At 74.7% G+C, this 18,960-nt stretch carries 11 protein-coding genes; 5 read left to right on the plus strand and 6 right to left on the minus strand.

The window, feature by feature from the left end:
* Positions 1–74: 74 nt before the first annotated feature.
* Both OHA30_RS31640 and OHA30_RS31645 read right to left on the minus strand, forming a co-directional pair.
* The gene (locus tag OHA30_RS31640) at positions 75–2,072 is read right to left on the minus strand and encodes an N-acetylmuramoyl-L-alanine amidase (protein ID WP_328917291.1); all 1,998 of its coding nucleotides are present in this window, start codon (positions 2,070–2,072) and stop codon (positions 75–77) included.
* A 334-nt stretch (positions 2,073–2,406) separates the two neighbouring features.
* Positions 2,407–3,489 carry an aminoglycoside phosphotransferase family protein gene (locus OHA30_RS31645; protein ID WP_328917292.1) on the minus strand — a complete coding sequence of 361 codons (1,083 nt, stop codon included), beginning with the start codon at positions 3,487–3,489 and terminating at the stop codon, positions 2,407–2,409.
* Between the two features lie 283 nt (positions 3,490–3,772).
* Between OHA30_RS31645 and OHA30_RS31650 the strand changes: the two genes are divergently transcribed.
* Positions 3,773–5,272: a DNA-binding protein NsdB gene (locus tag OHA30_RS31650; protein ID WP_328917293.1), complete on the plus strand. Its 1,500-nt coding sequence runs from the start codon at positions 3,773–3,775 to the stop codon at positions 5,270–5,272.
* 57 nt (positions 5,273–5,329) lie between these two features.
* On the opposite strand, the gene OHA30_RS31655 is transcribed toward OHA30_RS31650, so the two are convergent.
* Positions 5,330–6,781, minus strand: coding sequence for a PP2C family protein-serine/threonine phosphatase (locus tag OHA30_RS31655; protein ID WP_328917294.1), 1,452 nt, complete (start codon positions 6,779–6,781; stop codon positions 5,330–5,332).
* Between the two features lie 381 nt (positions 6,782–7,162).
* On the opposite strand from OHA30_RS31655, the gene OHA30_RS31660 reads away from it, so the two are divergent.
* Entirely contained in the window at positions 7,163–8,590 is a 1,428-nt protein-coding gene (locus OHA30_RS31660; RefSeq protein ID WP_328917295.1) for a HEAT repeat domain-containing protein, read from the plus strand.
* Positions 8,591–8,623: 33 nt separating this feature from the next.
* On the opposite strand, the gene OHA30_RS31665 is transcribed toward OHA30_RS31660, so the two are convergent.
* Genes OHA30_RS31665 through OHA30_RS31675 form a run of 3 tightly spaced genes read right to left on the minus strand, consistent with a single transcriptional unit; the run spans position 8,624 to position 10,925 of the window.
* A complete protein-coding gene (locus tag OHA30_RS31665; RefSeq protein ID WP_328917296.1) occupies positions 8,624–9,499 on the minus strand; it encodes a biotin-dependent carboxyltransferase family protein in 876 nt (291 codons plus the stop codon).
* Complete coding sequence (locus OHA30_RS31670; RefSeq protein WP_328917297.1) at positions 9,496–10,167, minus strand: 5-oxoprolinase subunit B family protein; 672 nt, start codon at positions 10,165–10,167, stop codon at positions 9,496–9,498. Before OHA30_RS31670 ends, OHA30_RS31665 begins: the two co-directional genes overlap by 4 nt.
* Positions 10,164–10,925 (minus strand): LamB/YcsF family protein, encoded by a 762-nt coding sequence (locus OHA30_RS31675; protein ID WP_328917298.1) that lies wholly within the window; start codon positions 10,923–10,925, stop codon positions 10,164–10,166. Before OHA30_RS31675 ends, OHA30_RS31670 begins: the two co-directional genes overlap by 4 nt.
* A gap of 167 nt (positions 10,926–11,092) precedes the next feature.
* Here OHA30_RS31675 and OHA30_RS31680 point away from each other — a divergent pair, with 167 nt between their 5' ends.
* The 3 genes from OHA30_RS31680 (at position 11,093) to OHA30_RS31690 (ending at position 18,941) form a co-directional block, all read left to right on the plus strand.
* Positions 11,093–12,589, plus strand: coding sequence for a hypothetical protein (locus OHA30_RS31680; protein WP_328917299.1), 1,497 nt, complete (start codon positions 11,093–11,095; stop codon positions 12,587–12,589).
* Between the two features lie 361 nt (positions 12,590–12,950).
* On the plus strand, positions 12,951–13,826 hold the full coding sequence (locus OHA30_RS31685; RefSeq protein WP_405784944.1) for a hypothetical protein: 876 nt from the start codon (positions 12,951–12,953) through the stop codon (positions 13,824–13,826).
* An 18-nt stretch (positions 13,827–13,844) separates the two neighbouring features.
* Complete coding sequence (locus OHA30_RS31690) at positions 13,845–18,941, plus strand: hypothetical protein (protein ID WP_328917300.1); 5,097 nt, start codon at positions 13,845–13,847, stop codon at positions 18,939–18,941.
* The last annotated feature ends 19 nt before the right edge of the window (positions 18,942–18,960 follow it).

The raw sequence follows: 18,960 nt of genomic DNA on the forward strand, positions 1-18,960 counted from the left end.
CCCCTGACACACGGCAGCGCGCGTAAGGGGCACCACCCCTCGGTGGTGCCCCTTACCTCACCGCTCCGCCACCGTCAGCGCGGAGCGCCCAGCACCGACGGGACCAGGGTCACGTCGGAAGCCCTGACGTACTCGACCCGGTGGCCGAGCTGGATCTCGTAGTAGATCTCCTTGCCGCGCACCACCGTGTGGCTCGCGGTGTCGAAGGTCGTCGAATAGTCGTACTCGCCGTGCACCGCGCCCCCGACCACATACCGCTGCCCGGCGAGCACCTGGTACGGCATGGGCGTGAGCGCCTGGACGGGGACGCCCGCCGGGTACGCGGCGGCCTCCGGGTAGGCGCGCCCGTAGACCGGGACGGACGCCAGGCCCTTCTTCGGGGTGATCACCACGCCCAGCGCGTTGACGGCAGTGGGGTGCGAGGGCGGGTCGAGGAACCACGCCTTCTGCCCGAGGTACCAGATCGCCGTCCAGTCGCCCTGCCGCCCGGCGACCGCGAACTGCTGACCGGTCGAGGCCCGCGCGCCCATGTCGTTGACGTCCGTGGTGCTCGCGCCGGTGGCACCGTGCAGACCGATGTCCTGGACCAGTGGCGCGTCCTGGCTCGGAGCGCTGTACAACCGGACCGCGTCCGAGCCGTGCGCCGCGCAGACGGCCGCGGCGGTCGTGCAGCCGGTGTAGAGCGGGGTGTTGGTGTCGTAGTCCGGGTCGATGGTCACCACACCGCCCCACGTCCCGGCGCCGGCCCGTACGGGCGCGCCGAGCAGCGCCATGTAGTGGCCCCAGTCCCAGTACGGACCCGGGTCGGTGTGCATGCCCGGGACATACGCGCCGGTCGGCCCCGGCACGTTGTCGTGCCCGAGGATGTGCTGTCGGTTCAGCGGAATGTCGTACTTCGCCGCCAGGTAGCGAACCAGCCGCGCGGACGAGCGGTACATCGCCTCGGTGTACCAGGTGCCCGGATCGACCAGGAAACCCTCGTGCTCGATACCGATCGACTTCGCGTTGGTGTACCAGTTGCCCGCGTGCCAGCCCACGTCCCGTGTCTTCACATGCTGCGCGATGTGCCCGTCGGCCGAGCGGACCGTGTAGTGCCAGGCCAGATACGTCGGGTCCTGCACGAGCATGAGCGAGGTGTCCCACGACCCCTCGGTGTCATGGATGACGATGGTGTCGATCTTCAGGTCGTGCGGGCGGTCGGCGAGGTCGTAGTTGCCGTAGTCCCCGCCGCCGGTCTCCTGGTAGGGCGCCGGGACCCACTCGCAGCCCAGGCCCTGGGGGCACTCGGTCCCCGCCGCGTTCGCCGCGCGCAGCCCCACTTGGGCGGCCTGCCCCGAGGCCGGGGCCAGCGACGGCACGGCCGGCAGGGCGATCCGCTGGCCGCCGTCGGTGGTCCTGGCCTGGCCCTGCCTGATCACGTCGAAGACGTCGTCGGCGAAGGCGTCGGCGGTCGCCCGGTCGTCGGCGCCGGAGTAGCGGGCGACGGCCGCGTACCAGTCCGCCGGGTCCGCGCTCAGCGGCTCGCCCAGCGACTTCTGCGCGTCGGCCAGCAGGGCGGCGCCGCCCGCGACGTTCACCGCCGGGTCCGCGCGCAGCGCGTCGGCGGGCAGCCCGGTGAGCGCGACCGCCCGGTCCAGGGTGGTGAGGCTCGCGGGCAGCGCGGCGATGTCGGGCGCCCGCACGGCGGCGGCGGTGATCAGTGGCCGGCTGTCGTCGCCGCGCCCGTCGTCCCCGCCGTCGCCCGCACCCCGCTGCGGGAAGTCGGTCAGGGCGGTACGGGCGTCCGTCAGGTGCATCGGCCCGTAGCCGCCGGTGACACTCGGCATGCCCTGGTGGCCGTCCCAGCGGGACTCCAGGTAGGACACGCCGAGCAGCACGCTCTGCGGCACCCGGTAGCGCTGGGCGGCGTCCGAGAACGCCCGTTGCAGCGTGCCGGACGCGGCGGCCGGGCCGGGCTCGGCCGCGTGCGCGGACCCGAACACCGGCAGCAGGGCGGCGGCCGCGGCGACGGCCGTCACCGTACGGGCGCGCCTGCCACGGAACCTGCCGGACGGGGGAGCGGACTCTGGCACGGGCGGCCACCTCCAAGAGATACCGGGTCGTTCGGCATCACAGAGGTATCGGCTGGCGGATCATCCGTCAACTACCCGTGCCCGGTGTCGTCTTCGCACGTCAGCACGGGTTTCGCCGAAGTTTCGGCGGCCCGGGGCGCCGACCAGGCTCGCGTCAGTGGTGTGGACCAGCGGGGCGGGTGGGGCGGAACGGAAAATCAGAGCGGTGCGGCGGGGCCGGCGCGGGGGCCGGCAGAGCAGTCGGCAGGTCGGTCGGGGAGTCGGTCCGGTCGTGGGTGACATCGAGGTTCAGGGCACCAGGCCCCGCTGGCAGCGGCGGTGTTCTCCATGGCGGTCAGCGCGTGCCGACCGCCGCCCGTACCGCCCGGCGGGCCATACCGCAGTCGTCGTGCAGCCGCCGCAGCAGCAGCCGCTGCTCCTCGCCCGCCTCGACCGCGCCCGGAGTGACCGCGGCCGGTGCCCGCATGGTGCGCTGCACGGCTGTCTCATAGGTGCGGATCTCCCGGGTCAGCACCAGCATCAGGTTCACCAGGAAGGCGTCCCGCGCCGCCGGACCCTGGGCCTGCGCCTGCTGGCTGATCTGCCGCCGCGCCGCCGGGTCGTCACCGAGCACCGACCAGAGCACCGCCAGGTCGTACCCCGGCAGATACCAGCCCGCGTGCTCCCAGTCGACCAGCGCGGGTCCGGCCGGCGACAGCAGCACATTGGAGAGCAGCGCGTCGCCGTGGCAGAACTGCCCCTGGACATGGGCCAGTCCGTGCAGCAGCTTCTGCAGGTCGCCCATGTCCCGGTCGGTGAGCAGGCCGAGTTCGTGGTAGCGGTTGATCCGGGCCGGGTAGTCGATCGGGGCGTCGAAGGCGCCGGGCGGCGGACGCCAGGTGTTGACCCTCGAGTACGCCGACAGCGCGGCGCGTACGTCCGCTCTGGTCGGTGTCTGCGAGGGGTGCCGCTGCGGCGAGACCACCCGGCCGGGCATTCGCTCCATCACCAGCACACAGCTGTCGGGGTCGGCGGCGATCAGCCGTGGCACCCGTACCGGCGGACGGTGCCGGACGAAGGTGCGGTAGGCCGCTATCTCGTGGCGGAAACGTTCCGCCCATGCCGGTGAGTGGTCCAGCAGGCATTTGGCGACCGCGGGAGCGCGGCCCGAGGTGCCGATCAGCAGCGCCGTACGGCCACCGCGGCGCAGCAACTGCACCGGGGTGAACTCGGGACAGATCCGCTGCACAGCCGCGACCGCCGTACGGATCTGGGTCCCCTGCGGGCCGGTCAAGTCGATTCTCCCGCTGAGCGGATGCGAGCCGCCCGCCATGGTCCGCCGTACGGCGGTGGCCGGGCGCGGGCGCAGCACCGGCTCGGCGACCGAGGGGTACGCGGGCCGGGGCGGGGCGGACACGGAGGACGATGCCGAGTACATAGGAGGAAGCAGATCCCTTCGCGTTCTTCGCGTTCCTGAGAGTTCAGGGGCGCCACCTCGGCAGCCGGCCGCGACCGCGCGAGGCGGACGCGCCCGTGCCCGACGGATCGGCCGGTACCGCACCCTGGGGAATGCGGCGCCGGGCCGGGGTGGCGCGTTCCTACCTGACACCCGAGTGCGGGTGGCAGACCATCTGGCGGACCCTGGCGAACCCTGGCGAATAGTCGCGGGGCCGTTGTCGGGGGGATTACTGTCAACGTGCCGAGGAACCTGGGGGCTTGACGTGGGCAATGAAGCCAACACCCGACTCGCGGACCTGTTCGGCCTCACCGGATGGTCCAAGGGCGAACTCGCGCGGCTGGTCAACCGGCAGGCGGCGGCCATGGGCCATCCGCAGCTGGCGACCGACACGTCGCGCGTACGCCGCTGGATCGACACCGGTGAGTCGCCGCGCGAACCCGTGCCGAAGGTGTTGGCCGCGCTGTTCACCGAGCGTCTCGGCCGTGTCGTGACCATCGAGGATCTCGGGTTCGACCGGCGCCGGCAGTCAGGGAAACGCCACACCGGAGACGGGCTGCCGTGGCAGCCGGAACGAACAGCCGAGGTTCTCACCGAATTCACGGGAATGGACCTCATGCTCAACCGACGCGGTCTGGTGGGCGCGGGCGCCGCGCTCGCCTCCGGCTCCGTACTCAGCACGGCCATGTACGACTGGCTGCACACCGACCCGGTCCTCGCGGCCGACGGGCCGGTCTTCGACAATCCGCTCACCGCCGACCCCGCCGCCTACGACCGCTACGAGGCGGCCCCGATCGGCTCCCAGGAGATCGAGTCCCTGGAACGCTCGGTCGAGGTGTTCCGCGCCTGGGACGCCTCCCGGGGCGGCGGGCTCCAGCGCAAGGCGGTGGTCGGTCAGCTCAACGAGGTGGGCGGCATGCTCACCTACCGCCACCCGCCGCACCTCCAGCGGCGGCTGTGGGGCGTGGCCGCCAACCTCGCCGTCCTGGCCGGCTGGATGTCCCACGACGTGGGCCTGGAACCCACCGCCCAGAAGTACTTCCTGATCGCCGCGCACGCCGGGCGGGAGGGCGGCGACCGGCCCAGGGCCGGGGAGGCGCTGTCCCGGGCGGCCCGCCAGATGGTGCACCTGGGCCGGCCCGACGAGGCGCTTGACCTGATGAAGCTCGCCAGGGCCGGTTCCGGGGACGCCACTTTGCCCCGCACCCGGGCCATGCTGCACACCATCGAGGCGTGGGCGCAGGCGTCCATGGGCCGCGGCCAGGCGATGCGGCGCACCCTGGGCGAGGCCGAGGAGCTGTTCGTGTCCGACAGGGGCGACGTTCCGGGGCCCAGCTGGATGCAGAGCTTCGACGAGGCCGATCTGCACGGCATGGAGGCGCTGGCCTTCCGCACCCTGGCCGAGTACGACCCGACGGCCGCCGCCCGGGCGCGCGCGCACGGCAAGCAGGCGATCAAGCTGCGCGGCGAGGGCCATGAGCGCTCCATGATCTTCGACTATCTGTCCGTGGCGTCGGCCTGCTTCATCGCCGACGACCCCGAGGAGGCCGACCGCTACGCCCGGCTGGCGCTGCTGACCATCGGTCAGACCTCCTCGCACCGCACCTGGGACCGGCTGCGCGCGATGTACCGGCTCACCGCGCGGTACGCCGACCACGGCCGTATCCAGGATCTGCGGCAGGAGATCGAGACCGCGCTGCCGAGAGTGAAGGCGGCCAGGGGCGGCCGGGGGAAGGGGCCCGCCACCGGCCGGATGTCCGTCTAGGGGCTCCCCGTACCGTCATTCGCCCGCTCCGGCCCTGTCACCGGCCCGCGCGGGATCTCAGGCGATTCTCGCGACCAGGACGCAGGCGTCGTCCTCGCGCTCGGGGACGCCGAACTCCTCGGCGATCAGCCGTACGCAGTCCTGCGCGGATCTGGCGTTCGCGAAGAGCGGCGCCATGGCCAGCAGACGGTGGTCACCGCTGTCGACTCCCGTGGCGTCGGTCACCCGGCGCGGGATCAGACCGTCGGTGTGCAGCAACAGCAGGTCGCCGGGGGCCAGTTGCTCACGGGCCTGGGTGTACTTCGCGCCCGAGGTCGCGCCGAGCAGCACTCCGTCCGGAGGGTCGAGGACCCGCCCCGTCCCGTTGCGGAACAGCAGTGGGGCGGGGTGCCCGGCCTGCGACCAGTTGAGCACCCGGGTGGCCGGCTCGTAGCGGCAGCACAGGGCGCTGCCGAGGGCCGGTTGCGGTGAGGTGTCCAGCAGCTCGTTGAGCCAGCCCATCAGCGGGCCCGGCTGGAGGCCCGCGACGGCCATGCCGCGCAGCGCGCCGAGCAGCATCGCCATGCCCGAGGTGGCGGCGACACCGTGCCCGGTGAGGTCGCCGACCGTCAGTAAGGAGGAGCCGTCGGGCAATTGCATCGCGTCGTACCAGTCGCCGCCGATCAGGGCGCTGGTCGCCGACGGCAGATAGTGGGCGGCGAGGTCCATGGTGATGGGACCCCCGTCCTGCGGGAAGCGCAGGGTGCCGCGCCACGGGGGAAGCACGGCCTCCTGCAACTCGACCGCGAGCCGACGCTCGGTCTGCGCGATCTGCCGCTGCCGCTCCAGGGATTCACGGGTCTCCCGCAGCGTGCGCTGGCTGCGCCGAAGATCGCTGACGTCACGGATCACCGCCCACATGGCGACGGTGCCGCCGTCGGGGCCGAGCACCGGCTCGCCCACCATGTGCACCGTGCGCACCGAGCCGTCCGCGCGCACGATACGGAACTCGCCGTCCATCGGCCGTCCGTCCACCAGACAGCCGGTCACCATCTCGGTGAGCAGCTGCTGGTCCTCGGAGAACAGCCACGAGGGCAACTCGTCCAGGGTCAGCGGACCCTCCTCGGGAGAACGGCCGAAGATCCGGTACAGCTCGTCCGACCACTGGGCGTCATCGGTGAGCAGGTCCCACTCCGCGCTGCCCGCCCGGCCGAGTGTGCCGATCACGCCGGCGTCCGGCCGCGAGGGCTGGGCGGGTACGTCGGGCAGCAGGGTGGCGACCGGGGTGGCCGGCTCGAAGCCGTCTCGGAGCTGGCCCAGGTGGGTGCCGAGGTCGTCCAGCTGGTGCACGGCCAGGTCGCACAGCGCGCGCTGCCAGCGCAATTGCGGGTCCTCCGCGGCGGACGCGGTGTCCACCAGCATCGAGTCCACCCGGGTCCGCAACTGGCGGGCCTGACTGATCAACGCGTCCACCGCACCGGGCTCCGGCGGCTGTGCTGCGGTGTGATCCGCGTGCGTGGGGGACGGCATGACGCACTCCGAACATGTCTGCGGGCAGGCGCTGAGGCGGCCGTGGCGGACGGAAGGACCGGTAACGACTGTTGCACAGTGAGCGATGGGTCGTAAGGGTTTCCGCGATACCCGATCCGGTGGTGCTTCTGGCATATGCCACTCGCACCGTGTATTTTCGGCCACTGTGTGCGACTGGCTCGCCACGCAGCGGGTACCCAGCGGCCCCCGCGGCCCCTCCGGAAGCGACACCGCGCCGGTGACTCGATAGGCTTCCGCCGCCCGTCCCCACGGAATTCACGCTACCGCCAGGTATGAAACGCCCGGTGGTCGGTAAGGATGCCGGGCATCGGCTGCGGAAATCCCGTTGCCATGGAATCCCCCGCACCGGATGCTGACCTCATGTTCGACCCAGACATAGCGCCCAGTGGCACCCTTCTCGGCCTCCTCCAGAGAGGACGCGGAGACGGGCCCCTGCATGCCCTGGCGGCGCAGCGGGCCGAAGCCCTCGCCGCCCTGGAGCAGTGCGTACTGCGCGATCCCCGGCTCGACTGGCGGGTCGAATCGCGCTCCCTTTATTACGCGCGCCTGTACTCGGACCTGGAAAGCCCGCTCGACGGGATCGAACAGCACCTCTTCCAACCCGACGACCTGATCGCCCCCGACGAGCACCGCTGCGGCCTGGCCCTGTCCGTCCTGGGGCACCTGGCCGGATACGGTCGCCGCGACGCGCTGCATTTGCTGCGCCGCTACGCCGCGACCGGCGGCTGCTGGGAATGGGCGCTGGACGAACTCGCGGTCCGCGACGACGACAGCGGGCTGCGCGATCTCGGCCCCGCCGTCGTGGCTCGCTTCCCGCACACCCCCGAGGGCGAAGCGGCCCTGGCCCGCGCGGTCCGCGAGGCGTACGAACCGCGGCCCTGGCAGCTGTGGGCCGAGGACACCTCCCGTCCGGCGACCGCCGAACGGGTCCGCAAGGCCGAGGGACAGGTCTCCTTCGACCGGTGGCAGCGTCAACTGCGCTCCGCGGGCCCCACCCCCGGCTGGAAGGTCTCCGCCGTCCTTGCCTGGGCCGAGCAGGGCCTCGCGGAACACCCGGCGGTCGAGCGGGACCAGCCCGCCGCCCGCTGCCTCGCCGCCGTCGCGGGCCCCGAGGACCGCCCCGAGCTGCTGGACGCGGCCCTCCAGGGCCCCTCCGCCGCCCGCGCCGCCGCCCTGCGGCACCTCACCCACCGCCGTGACCCCAAGGCGCTCGACCTGATCGAGACCGCGGCCGCCTGCCACGACGACCGGGTGGTACGCGCCGCCGTCGAGTCCTTCGAACGGCAGCGGGACGACGACGCCATGGCCCGCGCCCGCGACTGGGCGCCGCGCGCCGACCCGCTCGGCTCCGCCGCCGCCCGGATGCTCGCCCGGCACGGCGGCCCCGCGGACGCCGACCCCGTGCTCGCCGCGCTGCGCCGCACCGTGCGGACCGGGGGCGCCGACGCCGACGGGCTCGACGCCCTGGTCGAGGGCGCCGGGCGGCTCGCCGCCTGCCGCGCCACCCCTTTGCTGCGACATATCTACCGCGAGACGTCCTCGTCGCAATTGCGCGGCACCGCCGCACTTGCGCTGGCCGGCGCCGACCCGGGGTTCGGCGCCGGGTTCGCCGTCGAATGCCTCTGGGACTGCGAGGAGAGCACCCGGGAGCTGGCCGCGCACAAGGCCGCCTCCGGGGACGTACGCGTGCTGGCGCAATTGCGCCGGCTGGCCGCCGACCCGGCCGAGGAGGCCGAGGTGCAGACGGCGGTACGCGGCCGGCTGCGCTCGGGCGGCTCCGCGCGGTGACCCGGTTCGCCACCAGGTGACGGGCCCCGGCGCTCAGATCAGCCGGGCCGGGCGCAGGGGCACGAAGCGGACGGGCGTCCCCGGCGGCGCCTGGGCGGCGGCCGGCAGCGCGGCCTCGGGGACGACACCGATCACCGGGTAGCCGCCCGTGGTCGGATGATCGGCCAGGAAGACCACCGGGCGGCCGTCCGGCGGCACCTGGACGGCGCCCGGCACCATGCCCTCGCTCGGCAGCTCCCCGTCGCGGGCCCGCCGCAGCGCGGGGCCCAGGGTACGCAGCCCGATCCGGTTCGAGGCGGGCGAGACGGTGTACGGGCCCGCGGCCAGGGTGGCGAACGCGTCCGGCGTGAACCAGTCGTCGCGCGGCCCGGGCGCCAGCGGCAGGACCAGCTCGGCGCCGAAACCCTCGTACGGCAGCACGTCGGCGCCCGCGCTGCGGCCCCGCGCCGGGCCGACCGGGAGGACGTCGCCGTCGGCCAGCGGGCCGGGGCCGAGGCCGGAGAGCAGATCCGTCGACCTGCTGCCCAGCACCGGCTCCACGGCGACGCCCCCGCCGACCGCCACACAGCTGCGCAGCCCCCGCGTGGCCGCCCCGACGTCGAGCAGCGCCCCGGCGGGCACCCGTACCGGCGCGCCCCACGCGGCGGGCCGCCCGTCGACCCGTACCGCGCACGCGGCGCCCGTCACCGCGACGACGACCGGGTGCGAGGGGCGCAGCTCGCAGCCGTTGAGCGTCGTCTCCAGGGCGGCGGCCTCCGCCGGATTGCCGACCAGACGGTTGGCCAGGAGGTGGGCGGGCCGGTCGAGGGCGCCCGAGCGCGGCACCCCGAGGTGGGCGTGACCGGCGCGGCCCAGATCCTGCACGGTGGTCAGGGCGCCGGAGCGCACCACCTCCAGACGGTCCGTCATCGGACCGCCAGGAAGCGGACGTCGGCGCCGGGGGTGAGCAGGGCCGCCGGTTCGCGGGCCGGGTCCCACAAGGCGGCGTCGGTCGTCCCGACGAGCTGCCAGCCGCCGGGCGAGGAGCGCGGATACACCCCGGCGTACGGCCCGGCCAGCGCCACGGAGCCGGCCGGTACGGCGGTACGCGGGCTGTCCCGGCGCGGCACGCGCAGCTCCGGCGGAAGGCCCGTCAAGTAGCCGAATCCGGGGGCGAATCCGCAGAACGCCACCCGGAAGGGCGTGCGTACGATCAGGTCCGCGACCTCGGCCGGGGCCATCCTCCAGCGGGCGGCCACCTCGGCGAGGTCCGGCCCGTCGAACCGTACCGGCAGCTCCACCGCCTCGCCCCGGCCGCGTACCAGGGGCGGTACGTCCCAGCGCGCCACCTCGGCCGCGAAGGCCCGGGGATCGGACAGACCGCGTACCAGGACGGTACGGGCGGCCGGCACGATCTCGGTGACCTCGGGCCACGCGCCCGCCGCCCGCCTGCGCAGCAACTCCGCGTGCAGTGCCTCGGCCTGCTCGCCGTCTCCGGTCTCGACCAGGACGGCCGACTCGCCGGCGGGCAGAAACCTCAGGGTTCCGTGCGGGCCGCCAGCCGTGTCGGTCGTACCGGTCTTGTCAACGGATGTCATACGAACGCCTTCACCCGCAGGCCCGCCATCTCCAGCGACTGCCGCACCCGGGCCGCCAACCGGGCCGCGTCGGGCGTGTCGCCGTGGACGCACAGCGACCGCGCGTCGACGGTGACGGCCTCGCCGGTCAGCGCGGTCACCCGGCCCTCACGGGCGATCGTCACCGACCGGGAGACCACCGTGTGCGCGGCCTCGATCACCGCGCCCGGCTCGCGGCGCGGCACCAGGGTGCCGGCGGCGGTGTAGGCCCGGTCGGCGAACGCCTCGGCGACCGGGCGGAGCCCCTGCCGCCCGGCCTCGGCGAGCAGTTCGGAGCCCGGCAGTCCGAGCACGGGCAGTTCCCCGGCCAGCCGTACGCCCGCGACAATCGCGGCGGCCTGCTCGGCGTCGTGCACCGCGCGGTTGTAGAGCGCGCCGTGCGGCTTCACATACGTCACCGAGGTGCCGGCCGCGCGGGCGAACACCTCCAGCGCGCCGATCTGGTACGCGACTTCGGCGGCCAGCTCGTCGGGCGGCACATCCATCGCGCGCCGCCCGAAGCCCGCGAGATCGCGGTACGACACCTGGGCGCCGATCCGCACCCCCTTCTCGGCGGCCAGCGCGCACACCCGGCGCATCGTGGCCGGATCGCCCGCGTGGAAGCCGCAGGCGACATTGGCGCTCGTCACCACCGACAGCAGTGCCTCGTCGTCGGTGAGCCGCCAGCGGCCGAAGCCTTCGCCGAGATCGGCGTTGAGATCGATGACCGCGTCCGTCATATGATCCGCCCGGTGTTGTAGCCGTTGCTGTCCGGTGGGGTCGCCGCGCGCGTACGTACGTCGTGCCCGGCGCACTCGATCATGGCACTTCGCGGGCGGCCGTGCCCGCCGCGTGGCGGTCCGTGCCGTTTCGGTCGTTGTCGGTGGCACCGCATAATGTGTGGGGCGTGACCACCACCGTCCCGTACTCGCTGCCGGGCGCCGCACGCCCCGCGCCGGGCCCGGCGGCCGATGAGGGCCTGGCCCGCAGGCTCAAGGCGCTCGCCTGCACCGCGCCGCTGCACGACCTCGACGCCCGCAAGGCGAATCTCGCGGGGGAGTACTCGGTGTACGCGATGGCGGAGGTGGCGCTCGCCGCGATCGACCTCGTCACGCTCAACATGGACTTCGACACGGGCGCGGACCACGACCAGATAGTGGCCAGACTGCTGCCCAGGGTCGCCGCGCAGGCGCCCGGGCGGACCCTCCAGGAGCACGAGCGGGTGGCCCGCTGGGTGCTGGAGAACCTGATCAACGTCGGCAGCGCGGACCGCGGATTCCGCGCGGTCTACGGCACGTTCGGCGCCGACGGCGCGTATGTCCGGCGGGACTACGACTTCAAGCTGATCGAGGAGGTGCCCGGGCCGGGCGGGGGCGTCTATCTGCGGACCACCGACGAGGCGGTCAACGTGCTGGTCGGCGCGCTCGACACGGACGTCACCAGCGCGCAGATCGCGGCGGAGGTAAAGCTGGAGGTGCTGATCAGCCGGGGCCGGCTGGCCGACGCCCAACTCGCCGCCGAGCAGGCGCGTTACCGCACGGTGCAGTACGCGGAGACGCTCCGCCGCACCCTGGAGGCCACCCGGCGCAACGTACGGGCGGTCGACTGGCTGCGGCAGGTACCGGACATGATCGCCGAGGCGCTCGACCACGTCGCCGACCGCTACCGGCACGAGAACGCGATCCTCACGAACATCCGCAAGGCGCGGGACGAGGCGGAGGAGCCCGAACACAAGCGGCGGGCCGCCGAGCTGGTCGACATCGTCAAGGACTGCATCCGGCGGCACACGCAATTGCAGTCGCGGCTGCTGGAGGCCGGGCCGCTCTTCCGGGCCGAGCAGGACCGGCAGGCGTTCGCGGCGGCGCCCGCGCGGGCCGGGCTCGACCTGTACGGGCAGCTGGTCGCGCCGCTGCTGCCGCTGCCGGTGGAGCGGGCGTCGCGGGTCACCGACGCGTTCTTCGCCCGGGGGGCGGGGTTGCGCACGCCCTCCTCGGTGCGGGTCGCCGACCTGGTGGAGTTGCTGCTGACGCCGCCGGTCGAGCGGGATCACCTCGGGGCGGAGATGCCCGAGCCGGATCTCGTCGCCACGCCGGACGACTCGCGCTTCTCCGACGAGCAGTTGGAGTCCGCGCTCGAACTGCTCGATCTGCCGCACGACGCGCCGCGACGGCTGTCCGGCGTGCTGGCCGACGCGCGGCGGCGCGACCCCGAACTCCCGTACCTGGTCGCGCTGCTGGCCGTGCACGCGGCGTCGCCGCCGATCGGGACGGCGTATCGGCAGGGGGAACCGCATGTGCTGTTCGGGGTCGACGACGGTACGACGCTGGACGATCCCGAGTTCGGTGGGGCGGATCTCATTCTGGGCAAGGCCCGCTTCCTCGCCTCCGGCGAGGTCACCCCATGACGCGCGCGCGTCGGACGCCGGCCTCGCCGCGACGGGCCGGGGCCGCCGGCGCGGTCCCCTCGCCGGGGTGGCTCCGGGGTTCTCGCCGGCTCGGGTGTGTGGGGCACCGCCGGTCCGGCGCGTCCGGCTTCCCGCCGCGGCGGCGGGATTGGGGGTGCGGTGGCGTTTTCGGCTACGAGGCTCCGGGGGTTCTTTCGCCGCGGTGGCGGGACGTGGAGTGGTGGTTTTCGGCGGTGCCGAGTCGCCTCCGGCTCGGGTGTGTGGGGCACCGCCGGTCCGGCGCGTTCCGCTTCCCGCCGGTGCGGTGGGTTGGGGGTTCCGGTGAGGCGGGAGCGAGAAGTTCGTGTGGGAGGAGACCGTTGTGAGTGAGAAGGACGTGGAGAGCCGGGAGCCGGAGGGCACCCCCTCCGTCACCGCGGGCGACGTCGCGGACGCCGCCCGCCTCGTCGCGCTCGGCCTGCAACCGAAACTCCTGCCGGCCCGCGACGCGGAATACGCCGAGCTGATCCGCCGCCACCGCGAAGACCCCTCGTTCGCCCGCCTCGCGGACGCCGTCGCCACCGGCCTCGGCCTCGTCGTCCTGGAGGTCTCGCCCCGGGCCGGCATGGCCGTCGCCGCCGCCGAGGACTCCGTCTTCGCCGTACGGATGGGCGACTACGCCCGCCGCGCCGCGTCCGACGCCGGGGACCGCTTCCTGCACGGCCTCGCCCACCTCGCCGCCGCGGCCCTCGCCTTCCCCCGCCCCGAAGACCTCGCCGACGACGGCTACATCGGCCGTATCACCGTCAACGGCGTGGACGCCTTCGTCCGCCAGGCGTGCCGCCGGCTGGAGGAACACGCGGACGAGTCCGGCGAGAACACCGACCCCGCCAGCGACGCCCCCGGCCTGGAAGCGGCCTGGCGGGTCTACACCCGCCGCAGCGCGACCGGGGCCACCAAGGACGCCCGCCGGCTGGCCAGTTCGACCACCGGCATCATCGGCAAGGCCGTCGCCTTCCTGGTCGAATCCGGCTTCCTGCAGCGGACCGGCGACGACTCCGGCGGCACCTACCGCACCACCGCCCGCTACCAGTTGCAGGTCCGCGACATGGCGGGCAGCGCCGCGATGGGCGAACTGCTCGACCTCGGCATCGTGCCCGTCGCCGACGGCACCGCCACCCTCGTACCCGCCGCTGCCGCCGACGACGGGCTGGAGCTGGCGGCCGACGCCGGACTCCCGTTCCACACCTACTCCTGAGCCACGAGAGCCCCCCGCATGTACGAGCTGTCCCGCCTCCGCCTCTACTCCATCGGGCCCGCCGGCGCACGGTACGCCGACACCGTGCTCGATCTGCGCGGCGTCGGCGAACCCGTGCCGCAACCCGCCCCCGCCCAGGGCGACTTCTTCGCCGACGAGCCGACCGGACCACCGCGCCGCCCGGCCCCCGCGGGCGTGCTGTTCCTGGAGAACGGCGGCGGCAAGTCCGTCCTGCTCAAGCTGATCTTCTCGGTGATGCTCCCCGGACACCGCAACACCCTCGGCGGCGCCAGCTCGGGCGTACTGCGCAAGTTCCTGCTGGCCGAGGACTGCGGCCATGTCGCCCTGGAGTGGCAGCACACCCTCACCGGTGAACTCGTCGTGGTCGGCAAGGTCAGCGAGTGGCGGGGCCGCCAAGTCTCCTCCGACCCACGGAAGTTCGCCGAAGCCTGGTACTCCTTCCGGCCGGGACCGGGAATGAGCCTCGACGCGCTGCCGGTCGCGGAGTCCACGGCGGTACGGCCCCTCGCCGAGGGCGCCTCGGGCGCGCGCGGCCGGCGCCGCACGATGAAGGGGTTCAGGGACGCGCTCACCGAGGCAGGCAAGGCGTACCCGCACCTGGAGGTCGTCTGGGAGGAGATCCACGACCGCTGGAACGAACACCTCGGCGACCTCGGCCTCGACCCCGAACTCTTCCGCTACCAGCGGGAGATGAACGCCGACGAGGGCGAGGCCGCGGGCCTGTTCGCGGTCAAGAAGGACTCCGACTTCACCGACCTGCTGCTGCGTGCAGTCACCGACACCCGTGACACCGACGGCCTCGCCGACCTCGTGCACGGCTTCGCCGGCAAGCTGGGCCGGCGCGCCGAACTCACCGCTGAACGCGACTTCACCGCCGGCTCGCTCGATCTGCTGCAACGCATCGTGGACAGCGCCGCCGCCCGAGACCAGGCGCGCGGCGTCCACACCCAGTCCGAGCGCCGCACCCGCGGCCTGGCCCGGCGGCTGTCGGCCCGCGCCGGGCAGGAGCGCGGCAGGACCGCCGAGTTGGCCCAGCACATGGCCGCGGCCGCGCACGCCGTCACCGACGCCGAGCAGGCCCGCGCGGGCAGTTCCCTCATCGCGGCCGAACTCGCCTACCGCCACGCCTCGTTGGCGCTGGCCGCCGCCGACAAGGGCGCGACGGCGCTGCGGCGCGAGCTGGTCGACGCCCGTACGCTGCACGCCGCCTGGCAGGCCGCCGAGACCGTACTGCGGCACCGCGCCGCGGGAGACCGGCTGGCCCGGGTCACCACGGCCATCCGCGAGGCGGAACGGGACGCCGCCCCCGCGCTGGCGGCCCGCACCACGGCCGCCGCCGATCTCGTACGGGCCCTGCACGCGGCCGCCGCGCGCGCCGAGCGGCAGGCGGACGAGGAGGAGGAGCGGTCCGCCGAACTCCAGGCGCGGTCCGAGACCGCGCACCGCGACGCGACGGCCGCCGCCACGGGAGCCCAGCGGGCCCGCAGCGAGAGCGGGCACCTCGGGCAGCGGCTCGCCGAGGTCGGGCAGGAGACCGCGGAGGCGGTACGGGCCGGATGGCTGGACGACTCCGCCCCCGACGCGGACCCGGCGCGGGCCGCGCTCGCCGCGTCCGACGCGGAGAAGTCGGCGCAGGGGCTGGCCCGTGGCGCCGCGGCCGCGGCCTCGGCCGCCGCCGCGCGGGCCCGTGAAGCCGCCTCCGCCGAGGCCCGGGCCGAACTCGCCGCCGCGCGGGCGGCCGACGCCCTCGGCACGGCGGAGGCCGCGCACTCGGCCGCGACGGTCGCCGCGACGGCGCTGGCGGGCGACTCCCGCCTCACCGCACTGCTCAGCCTCGACGTAGCACCCCAGACGATCCCCGCCCAGCCGTCCGGCAGCGCGGTCCGGGCAGTCGGCGCCGATTCCCCGCAGGACAGCGGTCCGGGTGACGGCGGCCGAGCGCCGGGCGCTGGCGCCACGTCGGCCACCACGCACGCGGACGCGCCTCCCGGCCCGGCGGCCGGTACGCCCGACCACGGCGAGGAACCAGGCCCCGACGCGGCCCACGGGGGCGCCGGTTCGGCGGGTACGCGTCCGGCCGACGCGGGCCGTACCCGCGCCGCAGGGCACACCGCGCGTCCCGGTATCACGAGCCGGGTGGACGCCGACACACCGCCCGGCCGTGGAGGCGCCGCCCGGCACCCCGGCGTCGAGGCCCGCCGCGGGGGCGCGCTCAGCGCCGCCGAGCTGGACGCCTTCGCGGACTCCCTGCGCGAACTGCTCGACGACTCCGTCAGCGCCGCCGAGCGGCAGCTGTTCGAGCTGCGGACCGCCGCCGCCGACGACGCCCGTATTCTCGGGGCGCTCGGCGACGGCGGTCTGCTGCCCGCGGGGCCCGATGTGCTGGCGACCGTGGAACACCTCGGCGAGCACGGCATCCCCGCCCTGCCCGGCTGGCGTTACCTCGCCCAGGCCGTGGACCCCGTGGACCACGCCGCGGTGATGGCAGCACGCCCCGAGCTGGTCGACGGCGTCGTGGTGACCGACCCGGACACGTACGCCCGGGCCAGGGAGGTGCTGGAGGGCGCCGCCCTGCTGCCCAGGTCCACCGTCGCGGTCGGCACCGCGGCCGCCCTGCTCGCCCCGCCCCCGGCCGGCGACCGCCCGCAGGACGTCTACCTCGTCCCGCCGAACCCGGCGATGCACGACGAGGTCGCCGCCGACGGCGAACGGCAGGAGCTGCGGGCCCGGGCCACCGCCCGGGAGGAGGAGATCCGCGCGCTGGCCGCCCGGCTCGCCCACGACCGGACGCTCGCCGCCCGGCTCGCGTCCTGGCGTACGACCTGCCCGCCCGGGCGCCTCGACGAGCTGGCGGCGGAGGTCGCCGCCGCCAGGGAGAGCGCCGAGCGGGCCCGTACGGAGCTGGCCGCGATCCGCGAGGAGCGCGCGGCGGCCGAGGCCGCGTCCGCCGAGGCCACCGCCGAGAGCGATGCCCGCCGCGCCGCCGCCGAGCAGGCCAGCCGCCGGGCCGACGCCCTCGCCGGGCTCGCCCACCGGTTGCGCGAGCGGGCCAACTGGCAGCGCAGAAGCCGGGAGTTGGCCGCCGACGCGGCCGAGGCCGAGGCCCGCGCCGAGGTGTGCCTCGCGCAGGCCAGGGCGGCCGACGAGGACCGCCGCGCCGCCCAGCGCGCCTCCGACGACGCCCGCCGTACCGCCCGAGTGCTGCGCGCCGAGCGCTCCGAGATCGCCGGCGCCCCCGAGGACAGCGCGCCGGGCGAGGACACCGAGCCGTCCGCCGAGTCGCTGCCCGCCCTGCGCGAGGCGTACCGCGCGGCCTCCGAGGTGTACGAGAAGGTCGGCGTCGGCGCCGACCTGCGCGCCGAACAGGCCCGCGCGGAAAGCACCGAGAACTCCGCCCTCACCGAACTCGGCCGCCTCACCAACAAGGTACGCAGCCGCGCCGCCCAACTCCTCGAAGGCCCCGACGGCGCCGACGGCCCCTCACGGCAGGCCGCGGCCGCCCGCGCGGAACAGCTCGTGCAGACCCTCGAATCGCGCGCCGTCACCGCCAGCGAACAGCTCGGTCGGCTCCGCGGCGAGGCCGAACGCCTCGCGCCCACCGAGGGCGACGCCCACACCCCGCTGCCCGAGGAACTGGAGCCGCGCGACGCCGAGCACGCCCAGGAGCTGCTGCGCGCCGCCAACGCCGAACTCGCCGCCCGTACCGAGGCATGGGAGCAGGCCGGCACCGCCCACGCGGACATGGTCAGGGCGCACCGCGCGGCCGAGGACGCGGCCGGCGGCTTCGACGAGATCGCCGCGATGCTCCGCGACCTGCTGCGCGACGGCCCGCAGACACCGGCCCCCGAGGACGAGGAGCCCGAACCGTACCCGGGCAGCCCCGAGGAGGCCCGGCAGGCCGCCGCGGAGGCCCGCCGCGGCCTGCGCGGCTGCGCCGCCGACCTGTCCGCCGCCGAGACGGCGCTGCGCGAGACCTCCGACGTACTCGTACGGCACGCCAACGCCGTCCGCTACGAGCCGGTGCGCACCCCCGCCCGCCAGCAGATCAGGGAGCTGCCCGGCGCCGCGCTGCCCGACCACGCGGCGGCCTGGGCCGCGGCCTTCGCCCCCCGGCTGCGCGTACTGACCGATGAGCTCGGCCAGTTGGAGCGCAACCGGGACAGCATCGTGGACCGGCTGCGCGGGCTCGTCGAGTCCGCGCTCGCCACCCTGCGCTCGGCCCAGCGGCTCTCCAAGCTGCCGGAGGGCCTGGGCGAGTGGTCGGGGCAGGAATTCCTGCGGATCCGCTTCGAGGACCCCGACCAGGCCGTCCTCACCGAACGCCTCGGCGAGGTCATCGACGAGGCGACCCGCTCGGCCGTACGGAAGAACTCCGATCTGCGCCGCGACGGGATGTCCCTGCTGCTGCGCGGGGTCGCCGCCGCCCTCGAACCGCGCGGCATCGCCGTGGAGATCCTCAAGCCGGACGCGGTGCTGCGCGCCGAGCGCGTGCCCGTCGGGCAGATGGGTGACGTGTTCTCCGGCGGCCAGCTGCTCACCGCCGCGATCGCGCTCTACTGCACGATGGCCGCGCTGCGCAGCAACGACCGGGGCCGCGACCGGCAGCGGCACGCCGGCACGCTCTTCCTCGACAACCCCATCGGCCGGGCCAACGCCACCTATCTGCTGGAGCTCCAGCGGGCCGTCGCGGACGCGCTGGGCGTCCAACTGCTGTACACCACGGGCCTGTTCGACACGACCGCGCTCGCCGAGTTCCCGCTGGTCGTACGGCTGCGCAATGACGCGGACCTGCGGGCGGGGCTGAAGTACATCAGCGTCGAGGAGCATCTGCGGCCCGGTCTGCCGGTGCCCGACCCGCACGGCGAGCAGGTGCACGGCGAGATCACCGCGACCCGGATGTTCCGCCGCCCGCCGGAGGCGCCCGCCGCGGCGGCCGGTACGGCACACACCACGGCGGCCGGCACGACACACAGCACCGGCCACCCGGCCGCCCCGGACGTGGCTCCCGGCCCCTCGGGCGCCGTCCGAAACCCGTCCGTCACGTCCCTCGAACCACCCCTCACGGCCGCCGCGAACCCCCTCCGCGAGCCGTAGAACGACCGAAAAGCCGCGC

Source organism: Streptomyces sp. NBC_00223 (assembly GCF_036199905.1).
GTDB lineage: Bacteria > Actinomycetota > Actinomycetes > Streptomycetales > Streptomycetaceae > Actinacidiphila.